The 18581-nt window shown below is 62.9% G+C and carries 14 protein-coding genes and 1 tRNA gene; 10 read left to right on the forward strand and 5 right to left on the reverse strand.

All coding sequences use genetic code 11. From position 1 onward, the window contains the following. The first annotated feature begins 263 nt into the window (after window positions 1–263). Window positions 264–1094, forward strand: coding sequence for an EI24 domain-containing protein (locus PW947_RS26170; protein WP_299635280.1), 831 nt, complete (start codon window positions 264–266; stop codon window positions 1092–1094). A gap of 65 nt (window positions 1095–1159) precedes the next feature. Then, on the forward strand, window positions 1160–1990 hold the full coding sequence (locus PW947_RS26175; protein ID WP_299635281.1) for a molybdopterin-binding protein: 831 nt from the start codon (window positions 1160–1162) through the stop codon (window positions 1988–1990). A 93-nt stretch (window positions 1991–2083) separates the two neighbouring features. Here the strand turns inward: PW947_RS26175 and PW947_RS26180 are convergent, their stop codons facing one another. Then, window positions 2084–2548 carry a rhodanese-like domain-containing protein gene (locus tag PW947_RS26180; protein ID WP_299635282.1) on the reverse strand — a complete coding sequence of 155 codons (465 nt, stop codon included), beginning with the start codon at window positions 2546–2548 and terminating at the stop codon, window positions 2084–2086. A 428-nt stretch (window positions 2549–2976) separates the two neighbouring features. On the opposite strand from PW947_RS26180, the gene glnA reads away from it, so the two are divergent. From glnA to PW947_RS26200, 4 genes are all read left to right on the forward strand, one after another. Then, entirely contained in the window at window positions 2977–4392 is a 1416-nt protein-coding gene (gene glnA, locus PW947_RS26185; RefSeq protein ID WP_299635283.1) for a type I glutamate--ammonia ligase, read from the forward strand. A 199-nt stretch (window positions 4393–4591) separates the two neighbouring features. Beyond that, window positions 4592–5734 (forward strand): nitrogen regulation protein NR(II), encoded by a 1143-nt coding sequence (glnL, locus tag PW947_RS26190; RefSeq protein ID WP_299635284.1) that lies wholly within the window; start codon window positions 4592–4594, stop codon window positions 5732–5734. 71 nt (window positions 5735–5805) lie between these two features. Next, the gene (gene ntrC, locus PW947_RS26195) at window positions 5806–7341 is read left to right on the forward strand and encodes a nitrogen regulation protein NR(I) (RefSeq protein ID WP_299635285.1); all 1536 of its coding nucleotides are present in this window, start codon (window positions 5806–5808) and stop codon (window positions 7339–7341) included. Between the two features lie 189 nt (window positions 7342–7530). Beyond that, window positions 7531–9636 carry a prolyl oligopeptidase family serine peptidase gene (locus tag PW947_RS26200; RefSeq protein ID WP_299635286.1) on the forward strand — a complete coding sequence of 702 codons (2106 nt, stop codon included), beginning with the start codon at window positions 7531–7533 and terminating at the stop codon, window positions 9634–9636. 42 nt (window positions 9637–9678) lie between these two features. On the opposite strand, the gene xth is transcribed toward PW947_RS26200, so the two are convergent. Continuing rightward, complete coding sequence (xth, locus tag PW947_RS26205) at window positions 9679–10455, reverse strand: exodeoxyribonuclease III (protein WP_299635287.1); 777 nt, start codon at window positions 10453–10455, stop codon at window positions 9679–9681. A 159-nt stretch (window positions 10456–10614) separates the two neighbouring features. Between xth and PW947_RS26210 the strand changes: the two genes are divergently transcribed. Continuing rightward, on the forward strand, window positions 10615–10905 hold the full coding sequence (locus PW947_RS26210) for a hypothetical protein (RefSeq protein ID WP_299635288.1): 291 nt from the start codon (window positions 10615–10617) through the stop codon (window positions 10903–10905). A gap of 102 nt (window positions 10906–11007) precedes the next feature. Further along, window positions 11008–11084, forward strand: a tRNA-Met gene (locus PW947_RS26215). A gap of 120 nt (window positions 11085–11204) precedes the next feature. Here PW947_RS26215 and PW947_RS26220 read toward each other — a convergent pair. Beyond that, window positions 11205–11915 (reverse strand): aspartate/glutamate racemase family protein, encoded by a 711-nt coding sequence (locus PW947_RS26220; protein ID WP_299635289.1) that lies wholly within the window; start codon window positions 11913–11915, stop codon window positions 11205–11207. Between the two features lie 232 nt (window positions 11916–12147). On the opposite strand from PW947_RS26220, the gene PW947_RS26225 reads away from it, so the two are divergent. Beyond that, on the forward strand, window positions 12148–13446 hold the full coding sequence (locus PW947_RS26225; RefSeq protein WP_299635290.1) for an amidohydrolase family protein: 1299 nt from the start codon (window positions 12148–12150) through the stop codon (window positions 13444–13446). A gap of 97 nt (window positions 13447–13543) precedes the next feature. On the opposite strand, the gene PW947_RS26230 is transcribed toward PW947_RS26225, so the two are convergent. Then, window positions 13544–15664 (reverse strand): M3 family metallopeptidase, encoded by a 2121-nt coding sequence (locus PW947_RS26230; RefSeq protein WP_299635291.1) that lies wholly within the window; start codon window positions 15662–15664, stop codon window positions 13544–13546. 360 nt (window positions 15665–16024) lie between these two features. Here PW947_RS26230 and PW947_RS26235 point away from each other — a divergent pair, with 360 nt between their 5' ends. Next, window positions 16025–17125: an acyltransferase gene (locus PW947_RS26235; RefSeq protein WP_299635292.1), complete on the forward strand. Its 1101-nt coding sequence runs from the start codon at window positions 16025–16027 to the stop codon at window positions 17123–17125. Between the two features lie 123 nt (window positions 17126–17248). On the opposite strand, the gene folD is transcribed toward PW947_RS26235, so the two are convergent. After that, the gene (gene folD / locus PW947_RS26240; protein ID WP_299635293.1) at window positions 17249–18106 is read right to left on the reverse strand and encodes a bifunctional methylenetetrahydrofolate dehydrogenase/methenyltetrahydrofolate cyclohydrolase FolD; all 858 of its coding nucleotides are present in this window, start codon (window positions 18104–18106) and stop codon (window positions 17249–17251) included. Window positions 18107–18581 lie beyond the last annotated feature (475 nt).

The raw sequence follows: 18581 nt of genomic DNA on the forward strand, positions 1-18581 counted from the left end.
AACTCACACGTATCACACGTACCACCGCAACTTCCGCGTTTCACCCACACCTCGCCGGCGTCCTCCGCCGCATCGCACCAACCCCGCATCCTCTCGCGACACGCCGCCCGGCTTCGTCAATCGGCGGCGCGGTGCTCGCCGTCATCATGCGTCGTGGTTTATGCTGTTCACGTCTGCCGGTCGCGTTGCATTGCGACGTGCGCGTCTGTCGCACGATCGTCCGCGTGACCGGTCCTAACGTTTCAATTACTCCAATTGCTCGCATGAATGATCTGTTGCGCTCGTTTGGGCGCGCGCTGGCCAGTGCGCTCCACCCGCGCATGCTTTGGCTCACCTTCATGCCGTTTTTCGCGGCATCGGTTGTGTGGGGTGTCATCCTGTGGTTTTCGTGGCAGACGCTGATCGGCGCGACCCGCATCTGGCTCGAAGGCTGGCCGCTGACGCTGACCTTGTACCGGCTGTTCGACTGGGTCGGTTTTTCCGCGCTTCATGTCGCGCTCGCGCCGTTTATCGTGGTGGCCGTCGCGATCCCGCTGATCGTCGTGTCGATCCTGCTGCTGATCGCCACGCTGTCGATGCCCGGCGTGGTCCGTCATCTGGCCGCGCGGCAGTTTGCCGGTCTGGAAATGCGGCGCGGCGGAACGTGGTACGGTAGCCTCGGGCATTCGCTGTGGACCACGGCGGTATGCATCGTGTTGTTGTTCGTGACGCTGCCGTTATGGCTGATTCCGCCGTTTTTCGCGCTGATTCCGCCGCTGTTGTGGGGCTGGCTCACGTATCGCGTGATGACTTACGACGCGCTCGCGTTGCACGCCAGCGTCGACGAGCGGCGCGCGCTGGTGCGGCGTTACCGGTGGCCTTTGCTCGCGATCGGCGTCGCAAGCGGTTTGCTCGGCTCGCTGCCGACGCTGCTGTGGGCGTCGTCGGTCTGGATGGTCGTGCTGTTCCCGGTCGTCACGGCGGTGACGATCTGGATCTACGCGTTCATCCTCGTATTTTCGGCGTTGTGGTTCGGCAATTACTGTCTGCGCGCGTTGCAGCGAATGCGCGCGCACGAGCACGATGCGCCTCGCACGGTGCCGGTCGTCTACTGACAGTCATGCGGTTAGATCCGACACGACAACATCCTCACACTGACAGATAACAAGGAGAGGCGGCAATGGCATTTGGCGTCATCATCATCGGCGACGAAATCCTGTCGGGCAGACGCATCGACAAGCATCTGCCGAAAGTCATCGAGCTGCTGAGCGCACGCGGCTTGTCGCTGGGCTGGGCCGAATACATCGGCGACGATCCGGAGCGGATCACCAACACGCTGCGACGCACGTTCGCGTCGGGCGACATCGTATTTTCGACGGGCGGTATCGGCGCGACGCCGGACGATCACACCCGCCAATGCGCGGCGGCCGCGCTGGGCGTGCCGCTGGAGCTTCATCCGGAAGCCGCGGCGCTGATTCAGGAACGGATTCGCGACATGCATCCGGCCAGTTCGCCGTCGCCGATCGATCTGAATTCGCCGGAAAATCTGCACCGGCTGAATATGGGCACGTACCCGCAAGGGGCGTCGGTCATCCCGAACGGCTACAACAAGATTCCGGGCTTTTCGGTCGCCGATCATCATTTCGTGCCGGGCTTTCCAGTGATGGCGTGGCCGATGATCGAATGGGTGCTGGATACGAAATACGCGCATCTGCATCACGCGATGCCGCACGCGGAAAAATCGCTGCTGGTGTTCGAACTGGCGGAATCGACGTTGACGCCGTTGATGGAGAAGATCGAACACGATTTTCCGGGCGTGCGCGTGTTCAGTCTGCCGAGCGTCGGCGATGCGGAGCGGGGCGGCGTGTATGCGCGCCGGCATATCGATCTCGGTGTGAAAGGCGAGCCGGAAGCGGTCGCGGCGGCGTTCGTGAAGCTGCGCGAAGGCGTGCATCTGCTGGGCGGCGATATCGTCGAACCGGGCGCGGTGTCGGGCGAACAGCTGACGTAATCCACGCGTTGCGTTCGCTGACGCGAACCGGATCACCATGAAAAACGGGCGCTACAGCGCCCGTTTTCTATCTTGCTCTCACGGATTGTCGCGTCAGGCGCCGATCCACGGCAAACCGCGATGGCACCAGCCCGTTACCGTCTTCCGATGGCCCTGACCGTCCTTGTCGCCTTCGAAGCCTTCCAGCAGGTCGTACGCGTGCGTGAAGCCCGCCTGGGTCGCGGCGATCGCAGCCAGCTTCGAGCGCGCGGCGCTGCGGCACAGGAACAGCACCGGTGTATCCGGCGTGGCGGATTCGGCCAGTTGCCGGATGAAGTCCTGATTCGGCACCGCGCCCGGGTAACGCGTCCATTCGATATGCACGTACTGGCCGTCGCCGATCACCGGACGCCCGACCCAATCGAGTTCGGCGCGCGTGCGCACGTCGATCAGGCGCACACGCGGGTCGAGTTGGAGAAGCTCGAAGGCCTCGGCCGGCGACACCGCGCCCGCGTAGGGCAACTGGTTGTCGGCGCGACGTTTTTCCGCCTGGGCATACAACTGTTCGAGCGTACTCATGACGGCATCTCTCCTCGGGGCAAATGAACATTCTAGCGCGGCGGCCCGGCGACGCGGGGGGCAGCCGGACGCTTCCACGAAACGCGAATCCGGATGAAACGGCGATGTATCATTGTGGTGCAAATGCGCGATAATGCACCATAGTGAAACATCGATCCGGTTCGTATTTGCGCTCTGCACGCTTATGGTGCTTTTGCGTCGCATCAAACCGTGTCGCTGCGCCAGCGCGTATCCGGGAATTCCCCGTGAATGCGCGTGGAAAAAGGGGCTGCGCCGGATTGGCGCATACTTGGCACAAAAACTGCTTTAGAGGTTCCGATCGATTCAGTCACCGTTTTCGACCGCCGCCAAGGTGGACGTGCAGGGGCAGGTCAGCTAGATTGGGGCGGCGGCACCATCCGCCGAATTCGTTAATCAGGAGATAGGTTATGAGTAAATCCGTGGCCGACGTCATGCAACTCGTCAAGGACGAGGACGTCAAGTTTGTCGACTTCCGTTTCACCGACACGCGCGGCAAAGAACAACACGTTTCGGTGCCGGTGTCGGCATTCGAAGAAGACAAGTTTGAAAGCGGCCATGCATTTGACGGTTCGTCGATCGCCGGCTGGAAAGGCATCGAAGCCTCGGACATGCTGCTGGTTCCGGACGCAGACACGGCTTTCATCGACCCGTTCTACGAAGAATCCACCCTCGTGCTGACTTGCGACGTCGTCGAACCGGCTGACGGCAAGGGCTACGAGCGCGACCCGCGCTCGCTGGCAAAGCGCGCTGAAGCCTATCTGAAGAGCACGGGCCTCGGCGACACGGCATTCTTCGGCCCGGAACCCGAATTCTTCATTTTCGACTCGGTCAAGTGGAACACGGACCAGTCGGGCACGTTCGTCAAGATCGGTTCGGAAGAAGCACCGTGGTCGTCGTCGATGGACTTCGAAGGCGGCAACACCGGCCACCGTCCGGGCACGAAGGGCGGCTACTTCCCGGTCGCTCCGGTCGACACGTTCCAGGACATCCGTTCGGAAATGTGTCTGCTGCTCGAACAGATCGGCATCCCGGTCGAAGTGCATCACCACGAAGTGGCAGGTCAAGGCCAGAACGAAATCGGCACGAAGTTCTCGACGCTGGTTCAGCGCGCCGACTGGCTGCAACAGATGAAGTACATCATCCACAACGTGGCGCACACGTACGGCAAGACGGCAACGTTCATGCCGAAGCCGATCGTCGGCGATAACGGTTCGGGCATGCACGTTCACCAGTCGATCTGGAAAGACGGCCAGAACCTGTTCGCAGGCAACGGTTACGCAGGTCTGTCGGAATTCGCGCTGTTCTACATCGGCGGCATCATCAAGCACGCTCGCGCGCTGAACGCCATCACGAATCCGTCGACGAACTCGTACAAGCGTCTCGTGCCGCACTTCGAAGCACCGGTCAAGCTGGCTTACTCGGCACGCAACCGTTCGGCTTCGATCCGCATTCCGCACGTGCCGAATCCGAAGGGCCGCCGTATCGAAACGCGCTTCCCGGATCCGATGGCCAACCCGTATCTGTGCTTCTCGGCACTGATGATGGCAGGTCTGGACGGCGTGCAGAACAAGATCCACCCGGGCGAAGCTGCCGACAAGAACCTGTACGACCTGCCGCCGGAAGAGGATGCAAAGATCCCGACCGTGTGTGCCGGCCTCGACCAGGCGCTCGACGCACTCGACGCGGATCGTGAGTTCCTGACGCGCGGTGGCGTGTTCACGGATTCGATGCTCGACGCGTACATCGAACTGAAGACGGGCGAACTGCAACGCTATCGTCAGTCGGTGCACCCGATCGAATTCGAAATGTACTACTCGCTGTAACCGGCGACGGCGCGTGGCTTCGTGAACGGCGAAGCGCGCGTCCGACGCTCGCAATCGACCGGATAACGGGTCACGAAGGGACGGCGGCGCCGTCCCTTTTTCGTTGAGCCGCAGACAGCGCAGTGACGCTCCAACGTCAATCGGTCTTATCTGGCGCTGGCTCCTTTATCACCATCTCAAAGGGCGAACACACGGCAAGATGGTTCTGAAGAATCTGATCAAGGCAAAAAGAGGGCATGCCGAGCCGCTGTCGAGTGACGCGCAGCTCGTCGATTCCGGTTTGCTGCCGGGTTTCGAGGCATTGCCGACTGTCGTTCTCGTACTGGAAAAACGCACGCTGCGGGTCGCGTTCGCGAATCCGTCCGCGGAGGCGATGCTGGAGCTGTCGCGCCGGCAACTGACGCAAATGGCGTGGACCGACATCTTCACGAATGCGGACGAACTGCTGAAGACTATCGGCTCGATCGTCGAGCACCGCTTTCATGCCACGCACGTCGATGCCGTGCTGCAACGCGCGGGCCGCGAACCGCTGCATGTGCACGCGATCGTCGGCTATCTGGACAGCGCGCAGGATTACGTGCTGCTTGAACTGTTCGAGAACGAGCGCCATCTGCGCACCGACCGCGAAGAGCGCATCAACGATCTCACTGCGGTCAACAAGCAACTGATCCGCAATCTCGCGCACGAAATCAAGAATCCGCTCGGCGGCATTCGCGGCGCGGCGCAATTGCTCGAATTCGAACTCGGCGAGCGTGAGCGCGACGAGTTGCGCGAATACACGCAAGTCATCATCAAGGAATCGGACCGGCTGCAAACGCTGGTCGACCGGTTGCTCGAACCGCACCGGCATCCGCATATCGTCGGCGACGTGAATATTCACGAAGTCTGCGAGCGCGTGCGCGCGGTGATTCTCGCGGAATTCCCGCGCGGGCTGACCATCGAGCGCGACTACGACGTCAGCGTGCCGGATCTGCGCGGCGACAAGGAACAACTGATTCAGGCGGTGCTCAACATCGTGCGTAACGCGGCCGAGGCATTGCGCGAACGCATTTCGCAAGGCGACGCGCGCATCGAGTTGCGCACGCGGATCGCACGCAAGATCACGATTGCGAAACGCTTATGTAAGCTGGCATTGGACTTGCATATCGTTGATAACGGTCCGGGCATTCCGGCCGAGATTCGCGACCGCATTTTCTATCCGCTCGTTTCGGGGCGCGAGGATGGCAGCGGTTTGGGTCTCACGCTCGCGCAGACTTTCGTGCAACAGCACGACGGGCTGATCGAAGTGGAAAGCCGGCCGGGCCATACGCAGTTTCAGATCTTGCTGCCGCTCGAAACCTGAACGGTTTAGCTGCAATAGCCGATGTTGAACTTTGTTGACACAAAAACGCACCTAAAGACTTCGCCGACCATATGAAGCCGATCTGGATAGTAGACGACGATCAATCGATCCGCTGGGTGCTCGAAAAAGCGCTCGCCCGCGAGAACTTCGCGACGCGCAGTTTCGCCAACGTGCGCGAGGCGTCCAACGCGCTGGACCACGACAGCCCGCAAGTGCTGGTGTCCGACATCCGGATGCCGGGCGGCTCGGGCCTCGAGTTGCTGCAAACGGTGCGCGAGCGCCTGCCGGGATTGCCCGTCATCATCATGACGGCGTTCTCCGATCTGGACAGCGCGGTCGCCGCGTTCCAGGGCGGCGCGTTCGAATACCTCGCCAAGCCGTTCGACGTCGACAAGGCGGTCGAGCTGATCCGTCGCGCGGTCGATGAAAGCATGCGCGGCGAGCAGACGTGGGACGACCGTCCCGCGGAAGCGCCGGAGATGCTCGGCCAGGCGCCCGCGATGCAGGACATGTTTCGCGCGATCGGCCGGTTGTCGCATTCCTCCGCAACCGTGCTCATTACCGGCGAATCGGGCACCGGCAAGGAACTGGTCGCGCGTGCGTTGCACCGACATAGCCCACGCGCGAACGGTCCGTTTATCGCGCTGAACACCGCCGCGATTCCGAAAGACCTGCTCGAATCCGAACTGTTCGGCCATGAGCGCGGCGCGTTCACCGGCGCGCAGGCCATGCGTCAGGGCCGCTTCGAGCAGGCGGAGAACGGCACGCTGTTTCTCGACGAAATCGGCGACATGCCGTTCGATCTGCAAACGCGTTTGCTGCGTGTGCTGTCGGACGGGCAGTTCTATCGTGTCGGCGGTCACAACCCGTTGCGTGCGAACGTTCGCGTGATCGCGGCGACGCACCAGGCGCTCGAGGCGCGGGTGCGGCAGGGCCTGTTCCGGGAAGACTTGTATCACCGTCTGAACGTGATCCGGCTGCGTCTGCCTGCGCTGCGCGAACGTAGCGAAGACATTCCTTTGCTGGCGCGTCACTTCCTGCAAAAGAGCGCGCGCGATCTCGGTGTCGAACCCAAGCGCGTGTCGGACGAAGCGCTTGCGCATATGGCGACGCTGCCGTTCCCGGGCAACGTGCGCCAGCTCGAAAATCTCGCGAACTGGCTGACGGTGATGGCGCCGGCGCAGACCATCGAGATCAAGGATCTGCCGCCGGATCTCGGCCCGGCCGAAGGCGGCAGCGCCGATCTGCTCGGAGTCGGCAACGGCGGTTCCGGCGACGGCACGAGCGCCAACGGCTCGCTGTCCGCCAATGGCGGCAACGGTCAACCGGCCAACGGCAATCCGGCGCAAGCAGCCGGCGCGGCACCCGGCGCACCGACGACGTCGCCGGTCAGCGCGTGGGAAGGCGGGTTGCGCACCGAAGTCGCGCGGATGCTGCGTGAAAACGCCGCCGACGTGATGGACGAACTTGCGCGACGCTTCGAAGCCGCGGTGATCCGCGAGGCGCTCGATTTCACGCGCGGCCGCAAGGTCGAAGCGGCGGAGCGGTTGGGCATCGGTCGCAATACGATTACGCGCAAGATTCAGGAACTGAATCTGGAGCCGTGATCGCGAGCGCCGCGCGAGCAATGTGAATCGCGCCGTGTCGAGCGGTGTTTCGACGTAGTACACAGGACGGCGCGTGCAATACGCGCCGTCCTTTTTATTGGGTACTTCGCGTAGCCGTTTTTTTGGGCGCCTCCGCTCGCGGCGTCCGGTCAAGGCATAATCGACGCTCTCGAGTTTCGATGGTCCACCATGCCTGATTCCGCTTTGTCCTCCATCTGGCCGCTTTCCCCCGATCCCTTTTTGTCGCTCGAAGTGCTCGACGATTCCGCCGCGATGGCGTGGGTCGAACAGCAGAACGTCCGCACGCGCGACGCGTGGTGTACCGGCGAGCAGTTCGCGAGCTTGCGCCGGCGCCTTGCCGCCGCGTATCTGCCGCAGGAGCGGCCGGTGATTCCCGATCGCTGGCAGGACTGGGCGTACGACTTGTGGCAGGACGAGCACAACCCGAAAGGGATCTGGCGACGCACGCCGTGGGCCGACTGGCGCGCGGGCACGCACACGTGGCAGAACCTGCTCGACCTCGACGCGCTGGGCGCGGCGGAAGACACACCGTGGGTCTGCGTCGATCTCGACATTCTTTATCCGGACGGCGATCGCGCGCTGGTGACCTTGTCGCCGGGCGGCTCGGATGCGGTTGTCGTGCGCGAGTTCGATATCGACGCGCAACGCTTTATCGACGGCGGATTCCGCATCGACGACGCGGGCAAGCACACGGTGTCGTGGATCGATCGCGATGCGGTGTATGTCGGCTGGGATCACGGCAAGCGCACGCTGACGCGCTCCGGCTATCCGCGCGACGTGCGCCGCTGGGCTCGTGGCACGGCGCTCGCCGATGCGCCTGTGGTGTTCCGTGGCGAATTCGGCGACATCGGCGTGGAAGGCTCGTACGACCCTGTCGAAGGCCGTCACGCGGTGATCCGCAGCGTCGATTTCTTCGACTCGCATTCGTATTACCCGGATGCCGACGGTCAATGGCAGCGTTACGACCTGCCGTCGCATGTCGGCGTGGGCGCGTGGCAAGGCTGGTTGATGCTGGAGCCGCGTCTCGACTGGACGTGTGACGGCGCGACCTTCGCAGGCGGCGCGCTGCTGGCGATCCGCGAAGATGCATTTATGCGCGGCGAGCGACGCTTCACCGTGCTGTTCGAGCCGAATGCGCAGACGTCAGCGTGCGAATGGACTCACACGCGGCATCAACTGATCGTGTCGTACCTCGACGATGTGCAGGGCAAGACCATGCTCTGGCAAACGGTCGCCGCCGACGACGGCGCGTGGCATTGGCAATCGCGCGCGTTTCCCGCGCGCGCGAGTTCGCAGGTCGATGTATCGCCGGTCGAACCGACGCTGAACGACGAAGTCTTCGTCGATGTGGACGACTATCTGCTGCCGCCGGAATATTGCCTGACCGACCTGGCCGATTTCGCGCACGGCGACCTGACGCAATGGGAGTTGCTCGACCGCTGGCCGACGCAGTTCGACGCGACGCCGTTCACGGTGAAACGCGGTCACGCCGTATCCGCTGACGGCACGCGCGTGCCGTTCACGATGATCGGACCGCGCAGCTTGCTCGACGCCGGAGCGGACGCCGCACGCAAGCCGTTGCCGTGTCTGCTGACCGGTTACGGCGGCTTCGCGATTCCGTTGACGCCGAACTATCTGACCGGACCCGGCATCGGCTGGCTGGAGCAGGGCGGTGTGTTCGTCGTCGCGAATATTCGCGGCGGCGGCGAGTTCGGCACGGCGTGGCATCTCGCGGCGCAAGGCGAGCATCGTCAGCGCGCTTTCGACGACTTTATCGCGGTCGCGCAGGCGCTGATCGCCGAAGGCATCACGACCGCGGCGCAACTGGGTATCAAGGGCGGCAGCAACGGCGGCCTGCTGGTCGGCGCGTGCTTGACGCAACGCCCGGAACTGTTCGGCGCGGTGGTTTGCGAAGTGCCGTTGCTCGATATGAGCCGGTATCACCTGCTGCACGCAGGCGCGTCGTGGATCGACGAATACGGCGACCCCGACGACGCTCAAGAAGCGCAGGCGCTGGCAACGTACTCGCCGTATCACCGCGTGTCGAAAGACGCGACGTATCCGCCCGTGCTGTTCGCGACCTCGACCAGCGACGATCGCGTTCACCCCGGACACGCGCGCAAGATGGTCGCGCGGATGCAGGATTTCGGGCATCCGCAGGTGTGGTATCGCGAGAATACTGAAGGCGGCCACGGCGGCGGTGACGAGCTCGAACAGGCCGAACACGACGCGATGGTCTACCGCTTCCTGTGGGCGTGTCTGGGCGGCGTGTAGCGCGAGCGGCGACCACACGCCGCATGACGCGACGCCCGGCTGTCAGCCGAGTGTCGCGACGACCGGTGCGTGGTCCGACGGCTGTTCCCACTTGCGCGGCACGCGATCGACCTCGCATCCGGTGCAGCGCGTGGCGAGCGTGGAGGACAGCAGGATGTGGTCGATGCGCAGACCTGCGTTGCGGCGAAACGCGAGCATCCGGTAGTCCCACCACGAGAACACTTTCTCCGGCTGTTCGAACATCCGGAATGCATCGACCAGACCGAGTTCGATCAGCCGCACGAATTCCGCGCGCTCTTCCGGCGACACCAGGTTCTGTCCTTCCCACGCTTTTGGATCGTGCACGTCGCGATCGTCGGGGGCGATGTTGTAGTCGCCGAGCAGCGCGAGATTCGGGTGCACCGCAAGCTCGCCGCCGACCCAGTCATGCAGCGCTTCGAGCCAGCGCAGTTTGTACGCGAACTTCTCGCTGCCGGGCGCCTGGCCGTTCGGAAAGTAAGCGGAAATCACCCGCACGCCTTCCACCGTCGCCGCGATCACGCGTTGCTGCGGATCGTCGAAACCGGGGATGTTGCGCACGACGGTGACGTCGTCCACGGTCAATCCGTCGCGCACCAGAATGCCGACGCCGTTATAGGTTTTCTGTCCGGCGAACCAGCTCCGGTAGCCTTTCTCTTCGAGTGCGGCGCGCGGAAATTTGTCGTCGGTCATCTTCAGTTCCTGGAGACACAGTACGTCGACCTGACTCGTTTCGAGCCAGTCGATCACGTGCTGTTGACGCACTTTCAGGGAGTTGACGTTCCAGGTGGCTAACTTCATTGATTTTCTCGTGTTGGGTCGGCCGGACAGCGCCGGTTCATCCGCTGATTTTACCGCGATCGTCGCGCCCGTCCGTGCTCGCGCCGCGCCAAAATAAATCGCGGAGCGTGTCGGCGTGCGGCGTATAGTGAGTCGATACTCATGAACCGGAGACACGTCATGGCCGAACGACTTTATCCCGCGCTCTATAAGGACTTCGAAGTGCACCCGCTGGTGTTCTCGCGTGAGTTCGACAAGTTCGACGGTCACAAACGCCAGGCAGAAGGGTATGACGTCGCGGTGCGCGTGTGCCGTCCCGGTGCGATCAGCGGGTCGAAGGCGAGTCGCGTGTTTCGCCTCGTGTTGCCGCTGACGTTCTCCGACTTCGGTGTCGCGAAACGCAGCGCGAGCCAGTATGGCGCCGACATCATCGACGGCAAGATCGAAGGTGCGAGCGTCAAGGATCTATGAACTTCGGTTCATGCGTTTCGGCTCGCAAAGTCGTCCGTTGAAAATAATTAACGAGATCGCTTGACGCATCTCCGTCACGTCAGTACTATTCGGTCTCTCTGACGCGGGGTGGAGCAGTCTGGCAGCTCGTCGGGCTCATAACCCGAAGGTCACAGGTTCAAATCCTGTCCCCGCAACCAAGATGTTTAAAAGCCCGCTGGCGCATGCCACGCGGGCTTTTTGCATTGGTGCCTCTGCATCGTGTTCGATGTTTCCGCGATGCGCATCATGCGTCAGCGCATCGCACGCAAGACATCACATCAACGCACGGTATCGTCCGTACCGATCGCCCATTCGACTGCGGCTTGCGCATGCAACGCCGTCGTATCGAACACCGGCAACGAAGCGTGTTCCGGCTTGATCAGCAGCGTGATTTCCGTACAACCCAGGATCACCGCCTGCGCGCCGCGCGCAGCGAGATCGTCGATAACGCGTCGATACACATCGCGCGACGCCGCTTCGATTTCGCCGTGACACAGTTCGTCGTAAATGATCCGGTGCACGTTCGCGCGATCCGCTTCGTTCGGCGTCAACGTATCGAGTGCGTATCTGTCACGCAGACGTCCGCTGTAAAAATCCTGTTCCATCGTATAGCGCGTGCCCAGCAAGCCGACACGCTCGACGCCTGCCGCGCGCAATGCACTGCCGGTCGGATCTGCGATATGCAGGAACGGCACGCTGATGGCCGCTTCGATCGCGGCATGTACCCGGTGCATCGTGTTGGTCGCGAGAATCACGAGGTCGGCGCCGCCGCGTTCGAGTTGCTGCGCGGCATTCGACATCTGCACACCGAGCGCGTCCCAGTCGCCCGCGCGCTGGCATGCTTCGACTTCGGCGAAGTCCACCGTCACCATCAGGTTGCGCGCATTGTGATGGCCGCCAAGCCGCGCTTTCGCGTGACGGTTGAGCAGCCGGTAATACTCGGCGGACGATTCCCAACTCATCCCGCCGATCACGCCTATCGTCTTCATGCTGTGTGTTCCTGTCGTGTCTGTGTTGCCCGTGTCGTCGAGCGTCATCGACCTTCGCCGAAATTAATCGAGTATAGGCGGCGCGTTTGGGCCAAAGCGGTACGGTCCACGTAAAAGCCGCCAGTACGGCGCGGGTGTGGTCGGTGCTGCAAACACCCACGCCTACGCAACGAAGCCGCCCACGGGCTTTCTGGCGCCGCTAGAATCGGTAGCAGACATCGAGGAGCGATACATGGATCTGATCATCCGCCGTGCCGTCCTGCCGCGCAGTGCGGCGCCCGCCACCGAATTCACCGAACCCGTCGATATCGGCATCGACGCGGGGCGCATCGTCGCCGTGCAGCCGCGGCTCGCCGCGACCGCCGCCGAAGAGATCGATGCGGCCGGCGCGCTGGTCACGCCGCCGTTCGTCGATCCGCATTTCCATATGGACGCGACGCTGTCGTATGGCTTGCCGCGCGTGAACGCGTCCGGCACGCTGCTCGAAGGCATCGCGCTATGGGGCGAACTGAAGCCGGAGCTGACGCAGCAGGCGTTGATCGATCGCGCGCTCGACTATTGTGACTGGGCGGTCGCGCGCGGTCTGCTGGCGATCCGCAGTCATGTCGATGTGTGCGATCCGCGTCTGCTCGCGGTCGAGGCGCTGGTCGAAGTGAAGCGCCGTGTCGCGCCGTATCTCGATCTGCAACTGGTCGCGTTTCCGCAAGACGGCGTGCTGCGCAGTCCGGGCGCGTTCGACAACCTGAAGCGCGCGATTTCGATGGGTGTCGATGTGGTCGGCGGTATCCCGCATTTCGAACGGACCATGAGCGACGGCGCGGCGTCGGTGCGACTTCTGTGCGAATTCGCGGCGGAGAAGGGCTTGCGCGTCGATATGCATTGCGACGAATCGGACGATCCGATGTCGCGCCATATCGAGACGCTGGCTGCCGAAACGCATCGTCTCGGTCTGCATGGACGCGTGACCGGCTCGCATCTGACGTCGATGCATTCGATGGATAACTACTACGTCAGCAAACTGTTGCCGCTGATTCGCGAGGCGGGCGTCGCGGCGATCGCGAATCCGCTGATCAACATCACGCTGCAAGGCCGCAGCGACACGTATCCCAAACGACGCGGGATGACGCGCGTGCCGGAGATGATGGCGGCGGGCATCAACGTCGCGTTCGGCCACGATTGCGTGATGGACCCGTGGTACAGCCTCGGGTCCGGCGACATGCTCGAAGTCGCGCACATGGGCCTGCACGTCGCGCAGATGACCGGGCTCGACGCGATGCACGCGTGCTTCGACGCGGTGACGGTCAACCCGGCGCGCATCCTCGGTCTCGAAGGCTACGGCATCGCGCCTGGCTGCGCGGCTAATCTGGTGGTGCTCGATGCACGCGATCCGGTCGAAGCGATCCGCCTGCGCGCCGGACGGACGGCAGTGGTGAGCCGCGGCAAGGTCGTCAGCCGAGCGCCGGCCGCGCGCGCGACGCTGTCGCTGGAAGGGCGGCCCGCGCACGTGGATTTCAAGCTGCGTCGCGGCTGATCCGCCGCATGAAAAAAGCCGGCGGTTGCTATCGCAACCGCCGGCTTTTTATCGTGAGCGCGCGCCGTATGTGGTACGGCGCGCTACGTCAGAGCGCTTAGTGCGTTGCGCCCGGCGTCATGCCGTTATGACGCAGCAACGCGTCGATATTCGGCTCGCGGCCGCGGAACGCCTTGAACGATTCCATCGCGGGACGGCTGCCGCCCACTTCGAGAATCTCTTTACGATAGCGCGTGCCCGTTGCCGCATCCAGCACGCTGCCGCTCGCGGCCTGCGCGGCCTCTTCGAACGCCGCATACGCATCCGCCGACAACACTTCCGCCCACTTGTAGCTGTAGTAACCGGCCGCGTAACCGCCCGCGAAAATATGGCTGAACGTGTTCGGCCAGCGCGAGAACGCCGCTTGCGGCACGACGTGGAAACGCTCGTTGATTTCGCGCGCGAGATCGTTCGCGCTCTTCGTGCCCGACGGATCGAAATCGACGTGCAACTGCATGTCGAACATCGAGAACACGATCTGGCGCAACGTGCCCAAACCGCTCTGGAAGTTCTTTGCCGCCAGCATCTTGTCGAACAGATCGCGCGGCAACGGTTTCGCGGTTTCGACGTGCGACGTCATGTCGGACAGCACGTCCCACTCCCACGCGAAATTTTCCATGAACTGCGACGGCAGTTCGACCGCATCCCATTCGACGCCGTTGATACCCGACACGCCGAGTTCGTCGACGCGCGTGAGCATGTGATGCAGCCCGTGGCCGAACTCGTGGAACAGCGTGATCACTTCGTCGTGCGTGAAGCAGGCGGGTTTGCCGCCGACCGGCGCCGAGAAGTTGCAGGTCAGATACGCAACCGGCGTCTGCACGGCGCCGTGCGCGTGCTTGTGACGCGCGCGGGCGTCGTCCATCCATGCGCCGCCGCGTTTGCCTTCGCGCGCGTAGAGGTCGAGATAGAACTGCGCGACAAGGCCGCCGTCCTGATTCTCGACGCGGAAAAAGCGCACGTCCGGATGCCACACGGCCGCTTCGTCACGACGGATCTTCACGCCGAACAGCGTTTCCGTGACCTTGAACAAGCCCTTGAATACCGCGTCTTCCGGGAAATACTGTTTGACTTCGTTTTCGGAGAACGCATAGCGCTTCTGACGCAGACGCTCGGCGGCGAAGGTCATGTCCCACGGCTGAAGCTCGGTCATGCCGAGTTCGTTGGCAGCGAAATCGCGCAGTTCCTGCCAGTCTTTTTCAGCGTGCGGGCGCGCGCGCGTGGCGAGGTCTTCGAGGAAGGCCATCACCTGCGCAGGCGATTCCGCCATCTTCGGCGCAAGCGACACTTCGGCGAAATTCCGGTAGCCGAGCATATGCGATTCTTCCGCGCGCAGCTTGAGCTGCTCGGCGATGTTCGCGGTGTTGTCCCATTCCGGCTTGCCGCGGCCGTAAGTCGGGCCCATTTCGGACGCGCGCGTGACGTAGGCGCGGTACATCGTTTCGCGCATCGCACGGTTTTCCGAGTATTGCATCACCGGGAAATACGACGGGAAATGCAGCGTGAACTTCCACGCCTGCCGGTCGGCGCCATTGTTCAGGCCTTCGCGTTCGGCCGCTTCTTTCGCGCCTTCGATCACATCGTCGGGCAGGCCGACAAGCTCCGCCTCGTTTTCGACGATATACGAATACGCGTTGGTCGCGTCGAGTACGTGATCCGAAAAACCTTTCGACAAGCCCGCCTGGCGTTCCTGCAATTCGGCGAAATGCGGTTTGCGGTCTTCCGGCAATTCCGCGCCCGACAGACGGAAATCGCGCAGCGAGTTATCGAGGATCTTTTTGCGCTCGGCCGTCAACGACGGAAATTCACCGCTCGCCGACAGCGCCTTGTACTTTTCGTACAGCGCCAGGTTTTGTCCGACGCTCGACCAGAATTCGGTGACGCGCGGCAGGTTTTCACCGTACACCGCGCGCAGTTCCGGCGTATCGGCGACGGCGTTCAGATGGCCGATCACGCCCCACGCGCGCGCGAGCGGTTCGGTGGCGCGCTCGACCGGTTCGACCACATCGGCCCACGATGCGGGCGTGGACGGCTGGCTGGCGCGATCGACGGCGGCATTCGCATCGGCGAGCAGCACGTCTAGGGCAGGCGTTACGTGTTCGGGGCGAATTTCGCCAAAACGCGGCAGATCGGAAAAATCGAGGAGCGGGTTGTCGTGTTTCGAAGATTGAGTGGACATAGTGCTTCCTGTCTGACGCGGGTAAAAATGGCGCGATGCGCACGCGGACGGTTCGACCGCATGGACTTCATTGCGCCGCTTTCTGGATGATTGGGGCGGGATACCGCGTTTCCAACCGGCTTGCCGGACAAATTATCAGAAGTTGTCGCGCGATGGTATGGGACGGGGCGCGGCGCGGGCTGTGCGCGGGGTCTTCAGGCTGTCGCAGGCTTGTCGTTGGACTGTCATCGGGTGACGGCCGTGCGGCGTGACGACGCACGGCACGATGGGCGGCGCGCATGCCGTTCTGTGGGTGAGCGTACTGTCGCGCGCAAGCGTTTGCGGCATCGTAGCAACGTGATTCCCCGCTCGAAGCCTCCGATGATCCAGCTCTCGCACGCACTCAAACGCAACGGCAACAATTTCGATCTGGTGCGGCTCGTCGCGGCGATTTTCGTCGTGTACGGGCATTCTTACGTCGTGCAGGCCGCCGACGGTCATCGTGACGGCGTCGAGGCCGCGCTCGGCTTCGATGGATTCGGCGCGCTTGGCGTGTACGCGTTCTTTCTGCTGAGCGGCATGCTGGTTGCCGGCAGTTTCGACCGGCAACGCTCGGTGCCGCGCTTCATGGTGCTGCGGATCGCGCGTCTGTGGCCGGCGGTCGCGGTGGGCTCGCTCGTCACCGTGTTTCTGATCGGGCCGCTGTTCACGACCTTGCCGCTGCGCGAGTATTTCGCGTCGCCGATGACATGGGCCAATCTCGACAATTTCTCGACGATCGTGATGAAGAAGGGCTGGGCGTTGCCTGGCGTGTTCGAGCACAACCGTTTCGTCGCCGATGTCTGTGCGCCGCTGTGGACGCTGCCGATCGAAGTGCGCTGTTATCTGATCGTGCTGGTGACCGGCATGCTCGGTTTGCTGTCGACGCGTCGCGGGATGCTGCTGGCGTTCGCGATCGGAAGCGCGGCGTTTATGTTGCGCGTGCATTTGCCGGACCTGTATCCGTCGCTGCGCGATTTCGCCGACAAGCCCGGTGGCTATTCGTTCTGGCCGGAGCCGTTCTTTCTGGTGGGCATGCTGCTGTACGGATGGCGCGAGCGGATCGTGATCAACGGTGTACCGGCGATCGGTCTTACGATGGTGTATCTCGTGTTTCACGATACTGCGGCCGCGCAGCCGCTGTTTTATCTCGCGTTCATTTACGGTGTGCTGTGGCTCGGCACGACGCCGATGCTGCGCCGCTGGGTGCCGCGCAACGACTATTCGTTCGGGATTTATATTTACGGATTCATGGTCCAGCAGTGCGTCGCGAATATCGCGCCGGGGCTGGATCATCTGACGGCGGTGCTGATTGCCGCGCCGTTTATTGCCGCGTGCGCGGTGTTGTCGTGGCATGGCGTCGAGCGGCCGGTGTTAATGGGTTGCCGTCGACGGATGGCGCGTCGCGCGAGTGCGCCGGCGAGTGGTGTCGCGGCGGAGTGAGGTAGCGGGAGGATGGGACGTAAAAAAGACCGCTGTGAATGCCGGGAGAAGGCGTTCAGCAGCGGTCTTTTTGCATCTGCGACCGGTGGATGCCGGTGCCTGTGCGGGCGTTTATGCGAGCGTTTATGCGTGAGCGGCGGCGCGTTCGGCGGCTTCGATCGTGTTGACGAGCAGCATCGTGATGGTCATCGGGCCGACGCCGCCCGGGACCGGCGTGATGAAGCCGGCCACTTCCTTGACGCCTGCGAAGTCGACGTCGCCGCACAGCTTGCCGGCCTCGTCGCGATTCATGCCGACGTCGATCACGGCGGCGCCCGGCTTGACCATATCGGCGGTCAGGATATTACGCAGACCGGTGGCCGCGACGACGATATCCGCGTTGCGCGTATGGGCGGCGAGATCGCGGGTTTTGCTGTGGCAGATCGTGACGGTGGCGCCGGCTTCGAGCAGGAGCAGCGCCATCGGCTTGCCGACGATATTCGAACGTCCGATCACGACCGCGTTCGCGCCTTGCAGCGCGATCTTGTACGCGTCGAACATTTTCATCACGCCGTAGGGCGTGCAGGGGCGAAACAGCGGCTTGCCGGTCATCAGTGCACCGGCATTGGCGACGTGAAAGCCGTCGACGTCTTTTTCCGGCGAGATGGCTTCGAGCACCTTGTGGCTGTCGATATGTTTCGGCAGCGGCAACTGGACGAGGATGCCGTGGATTTTCGGATCGCGGTTCAGCTGATCGATCCGCGCGAGCAGGTCGGCTTCCGACAGCGTGGCCGGGTAGCGGTCATACGACGAATGCAGGCCGGTGTCCTCGCATGCCTTGATCTTGTTGCGGACGTAGACCTCGCTAGCCGGATTGTCACCGACCAGCACGACAGCGAGGCCCGGTTGATGACCGCGAGCGGTGAGGGCGGCGGCGCGGGAAGCGACATCGGCGCGAAGGGTCTTGGAGAGGGCGAGGCCGTCGATCAGGGTGGCAGTCATAGGTGGTGGCTTGGTGGCTGCGCCGGGCATGGGGCTGGGGTTGAGGCGAGGTGCGCACGGCGGCGGTGGATGGCGGGATTATAGCTTTTTTGGGTGTTTGGGTTGGGGGTGGGGGTGGCTTGGTTTGGTTCTGTTTGGTTTGGTTGGTCCCGGTTTCGCGGTGGTATGCCTGGATCGTCCCTGTGCGGGACCGCACCTACTTTTCTTTGCTCGCGCAAAGAAAAGTAGGCAAAAGAAAGCGCGTTTACACCGCTTCTTCGTAGCGAGTGGCGTCTATTCATTATCGGGTAGTGGTCCGCGCACGATTTGAGTTGCCGCACCGCTTTACTTGGTGACAGGGCAGTCATTCGTTCCGGCTGTTCGCTTCGCGATAGCCGACGGGCACAGCCCCGTCTTTTTCTCTCGGCGTCATTCGCGCGCTGCACTCCGTCGGTCACAAAACCCACTTTCCTGGCATCCGCCGGTATGGTTGCGC

Source organism: Paraburkholderia sp., from assembly GCF_028283785.1.
Taxonomy (GTDB): Bacteria; Pseudomonadota; Gammaproteobacteria; order Burkholderiales; family Burkholderiaceae; genus Paraburkholderia.